The sequence below is a fragment of the Gordonia sp. i37 genome (assembly GCF_002043085.1).
Taxonomy (GTDB): Bacteria; Actinomycetota; Actinomycetes; order Mycobacteriales; family Mycobacteriaceae; genus Gordonia; species Gordonia polyisoprenivorans.
Map to the genome: position 1 here is coordinate 1 of NZ_MVPX01000441.1, position 4,611 is coordinate 4,611.

A 4,611-nucleotide genomic window follows, 5' to 3' on the forward strand; every position below is an offset into this window, starting at 1 on the left:
GTAGATCGCGACGGTGGCGCGCAGACCGAGGTGGCCGACAACGAGTCCGGCGATCACCGCGGGCACGCTGAAGGCCACGTAGCTGACGATGAAGACCGCCGAGAAGACCTGGCCCCGCGCAGGAGCGGGTGTCTGCGCGCTGATCGAGTCCAATGCACCGAGGAAGGTCCCGGCGAATCCGGATCCGGCGATCAGCGAGCCGACGATGTACACCGGCAGTGACTCGGTGAGCACGCCGGCCAGCGAGATGACCGCACCACCGGCGAGCGCCGGATAGCCGAAGGCCAATTTGGCCTGCGGCGCCCACGTCGTGACCAGCAACGAGGTCAGCGCGCCGGCGGCGAAGAAGACGAACAGCAGTAGGCCCGCTTCGGCGTGATTGGCGACGCCGAACACGCGCGCCACCACCGATGAGCCGAGCGAGAGGTAGAGGCCACCGAGCGACCATGTGGCCACGAACGCGGGGATGGCCGCCCAGAACAGCGGGCGCACCCCGGCGGGCACCGACGCCTGCGGTGCCAGGGTGCCGAGCAGGTGACGTCGTGACGAGAAGCCCACGCGCTCAGACGTTTCCGGCACAATCAGCAGTGCGATCAGGAGGACGGCGTAGAGGGCGAGGACGATCTCGTAGACCAGGAAGCGAGGGTGGGGAGCGTACTGAACGAGAACGCCGGCCACCGCGACCCCGCCGGCGAGACCGATGGTCGGCCCTGCCCCGGTGATCGCCGACGACAGGCGTGGGCTCGGTGCCATGTCGACGACGGTCGCCGTCAGGGTGCCGATCGCGGCACCGGTCGCCAATCCCTGCAGTGCACGGGCCGCCATCAGGGTGCCGACGCCGTCGGCGACCAGGAACAACACCATGCTCGCGATCAGCAGGACCAGGGCAACCGCGAGAACGGGCCGTCGGCCGATGTGATCGGAGAGCGATCCCACCGACAGCAGGCTGATCAGCATCGTGACGACGTAGATCGCGAAGACGCCGGTCAGGGTGAACGACGAGAAACCCCATAGCTGTTGGTAGACGGGATAGAGGGGTGAGGGCGCCGCCGACGCGAACAGCACCATCACCACCGTGGCGGTGACCACCCAGAACGCGCGGTGCGGATGTAGTCGCGACACGGGAACCTCCGAAGTTGACGAGCCGGCAAAAGCAAAGATGTTTGCGTTAGTCAAACTAGCCGGGATGGACCCCTAAAGCAACGCGGTTTGCAATAATCGATTCCATGAGTGCGACAACGGCGACGAATGTGCAGGTGGACGAGGGGCAACACCCACGACGGCCCGGTGGACGCAGTGCTCGCGTGCAGCAGGCCGTCTACCGCGCCGTGGGACAACTCGTCGGTGCCGGCGAGCGCGAGACCATGACCATCCCGCAGGTCGCCGAGCTCGCCGGGGTCAATCCGACGTCGATCTACCGGCGCTGGGGATCGATCACCGCACTCGTCGAGGAGGTGGCGGTCGCCGCCCTCACCCAGGGGGAAGATCTCCCCGATACCGGCAGTCTGCGTGGCGATCTCACCGACTGGGCACAGATCATCGCCGCCGACATCGGGCGGCCCAAACGTCGTTCTTACCTACGGGCGATGATCGTCGCGCGCGATGAACTCGTCGACGAATGCCCGTGCTGGGAGATCCGGCGCGACCAGGCGCAGCAGATGGTGGCCCGCGCCACCGACCGCGGCGAGCCGACGCCGACCGTCGAGCAGATCCTCGACCACATCATCGCGCCGCTCTATCACCACGCGGTGTTCGGCAAGGCCATCGACGACGCGTTCGCCGCGCGACTGGCCGGCGATGTGATGGCGATGATCGCCTGATCAGCCGCCGATCGCGCGTCGGAAGAACGGCCACGACCGGTGGAGCTGATCCTGCCAGTAGCCCCATGAGTGGGTGCCCGGCCGGCCGACGTCGGCGGTGTAGGGGATGCGCAGTCCGTTGAGGCGTCCGAGGAGTTGCTGGGTGCAGATGCTGGTCGCCGCCTCGATCCCGCCGCCGAGCACCACCTGATCGGTCAGCGTGATCGGGTCGCGCACCGCCTGCGGGGTGTCGTGCGGACCGGGCAGACCACTGGAGTTCGAGATGTAGAGCGCGGTGCCGCGCAGCTTGCCCGCATTGAGGACGGGATCGTTGGCACGCCACAGCGGACCGTTGTCGGGGCCCCACATGTTCACGGTGTTGCCACCGCCGCGACCGTCGACGACGAGCTTGATGTACTGCTGCCCCAACGGGTCCGACGTCGAGGCGCAACCGCTGTAGGACGCTGCCGCCCGATAGAGCCCGCGATGAGCGATCGCCAGATTGAGCACCGAGGTCCCCGACGACGAGATGCCGCCGATCGCGTTGCGTCCGCTCGTGCGGTAGGTCGAGTCGATGACCGCGGGCAACTCCGAGCCGAGGAACGTCGACCACTTGTTGACGCCGAGTGTCGGATCACGACGAATCCAGTCGGTGTAGTAACTGAATGCGCCCTGCTCGGGGATGACGACGTAGACGTTCTTGTCGGCGAAGAACGACTCGATGTCGGTCTGCGCGAGCCAGGAGGCGCTGTCCTCACCGCCGCCGGCGCCGTTGAGCAGATACAGCACGCCTCGCGGCTGCGACGGATCGCGCGGCTTGATCACCGTCAGCGGGATGTCGCGGTCCATCGCATCGGAGTGCACGACGATGGTGGTGAGCTTCTCCGACGGCGAGCCCGCCGACACCATGTGCCCGGCCGCATGGGCGTCGGGAGCCACACCGACCGGAACGAGTAGCGCTGCGATGGCCAGCACCGCGATCAGCAATCCACGTCGTGCTCGTCGCGTCATCCCCGGGCCCCGTTTCGTGTCTTGTGGATGGAGTGGACGCTATCAGGGTCGACGCCCGCTAGGGTGGGCCCGCATGAGGCATGTGCATGCATTCGGTGACGACGCACTCGGGCAGTCCGACGCACTCGGCGTGGCGGAGGCCATCGCCGCGGGGGAGATCTCGGCGACCGAAGCCGTCGACGCCGCGCTCGAGCGGATCGACTGGGTCAACCCGCAGATCAACGCGATCGCCGTCGACGACAGGGAACGTGCCCGCAAGCGCGCCGCCGACGACGATTTCGGTGGTGGCGTGTTCGCCGGCGTGCCTTCGGTCATCAAGAACAACACCCTGATGGCGGGTATCCCGACGACCCACGGGTCCGCGGCGGTCCCCGTGCGGGTGGCCACCGCCAACGAGCCGTTCACCGATCAACTGCTCGCCACCGGACTGAACATCGTCGGGGCATCGACGCTGCCGGCGTTCGGTCTGACCGCGACGACCGAATTCGTCGACCGGGACCCCACCCGCAATCCCTGGGACACCGACTACTCCTCGGGTGCGTCCTCCGGCGGATCGGCCGCACTCGTCGCATCGGGGGCGTTGCCGATCGCGCACGGCAACGACGGCGGCGGATCGATCCGGATCCCGGCCGCCGCGTGCGGACTCGTGGGACTCAAACCCAGCCGCGACCGGGTGGTGGCCTCGCCCGAGGGTAAGGCGATGCCCATCGACCTCATCTCCAACGGGGTCATCAGTCGTAGTGTGCGCGACACCGCCCACTTCCTCGCCGACGCCGAGAAATTCTGTCCGGCAACGGATCTCCCACCCGTGGGTCTCGTCGAAGGGCCGTCGGAGCGGCGCCTGCGCATCGCCATGCTCACCGAGCCGCTGACCGGACAGTTGCTCGATGACGACACCCAGGCCGGCCTGACCGCCACCGCCGAGCTCCTCGAAAGCCTGGGCCACCGCGCCGAATTCATTCCGGTGCCAGTCGACCGTGCCTATGTCACCCAGTTCACCGATTACTGGGCGATGCTGGCGTTCTCGCTGGACCGATTCGGAAAACGGATGATCGACAAGGGTTTCGACCGCAGCAAGCTCGATCCGTTCACCCGCGGACTCTCGCGCCTGTACCTTCGCCGCATGTGGCGTACGCCGTCGGTGATCCGCGGACTCAAACAGTCGACCGTCCGTTTCCGGGAGACCTTCGCCCGCTTCGACGCGGTCCTCTCGCCGACGCTGGCGCACACCACCCCGAAGATCGGATACCTCGATCCCGCAGGCGATTTCGACGAGATCTTCGACCGGCTGACCCGCTACGTCGCGTTCACCCCGGCCAACAACACCTCCGGCGCGCCGGGTATCAGCCTGCCGCTCGCGCAGACCTCGCAGGGCCTGCCCCTCGGCATGCACTTCACCACCGACCTCGGTGACGAGCGCACGCTGCTCGAACTCGCCTACGAACTCGAGGCGGCACAACCGTTCGCGCGAATCAACGACGCCGGCTGACGCCGGGAACTCAGGGGGAGATGTCGGATGGGGGTAGAGCTGTGTGGTCGAGCTGTGTCGAAGGGGGCCGCGCTCCTGGCAGCGGGAGGCGGGCTGGGCGCGGCTGTGATGGCTGTCGTGGCCTTCTTCAGTCGGCGGCCCGCCACGCTGATGGGAGGTGACTTCGGGTCTGTCACTTCTTTTCTCGGCACGGTGGTCGGAATGGCCATCGTACAGGCGGTGGTTTTGGTCGCGGCCGTGACCGGGGTGATGGTGAGGCGTGTCCGGCGTCGAATCGCGTTCTTGGTGACCCCGGCGATCTCCGTGTTTCTC

The 4,611-nt window shown here is 67.3% G+C and carries 5 protein-coding genes; 3 read left to right on the top strand and 2 right to left on the bottom strand.

The annotated features are described in order from the left end of the window. Window positions 1-1,122, bottom strand: a 1,122-nt coding sequence (locus tag B1964_RS21725) for an MFS transporter (protein ID WP_079931239.1), incomplete at its 3' end; no start/stop codon positions are given. Window positions 1,123-1,226: 104 nt separating this feature from the next. On the opposite strand from B1964_RS21725, the gene B1964_RS21730 reads away from it, so the two are divergent. After that, on the top strand, window positions 1,227-1,820 hold the full coding sequence (locus B1964_RS21730) for a TetR/AcrR family transcriptional regulator (protein ID WP_079931240.1): 594 nt from the start codon (window positions 1,227-1,229) through the stop codon (window positions 1,818-1,820). On the opposite strand, the gene B1964_RS21735 is transcribed toward B1964_RS21730, so the two are convergent. Next, on the bottom strand, window positions 1,821-2,810 hold the full coding sequence (locus B1964_RS21735; protein WP_079931241.1) for an alpha/beta hydrolase family protein: 990 nt from the start codon (window positions 2,808-2,810) through the stop codon (window positions 1,821-1,823). It lies immediately after the preceding gene. Between the two features lie 73 nt (window positions 2,811-2,883). Here B1964_RS21735 and B1964_RS21740 point away from each other — a divergent pair, with 73 nt between their 5' ends. Next, window positions 2,884-4,299 (top strand): amidase, encoded by a 1,416-nt coding sequence (locus B1964_RS21740; protein ID WP_079931242.1) that lies wholly within the window; start codon window positions 2,884-2,886, stop codon window positions 4,297-4,299. 54 nt (window positions 4,300-4,353) lie between these two features. Continuing rightward, window positions 4,354-4,611: hypothetical protein (locus B1964_RS30755; RefSeq protein WP_216354271.1), on the top strand; the 258-nt coding region annotated here is incomplete at its 3' end.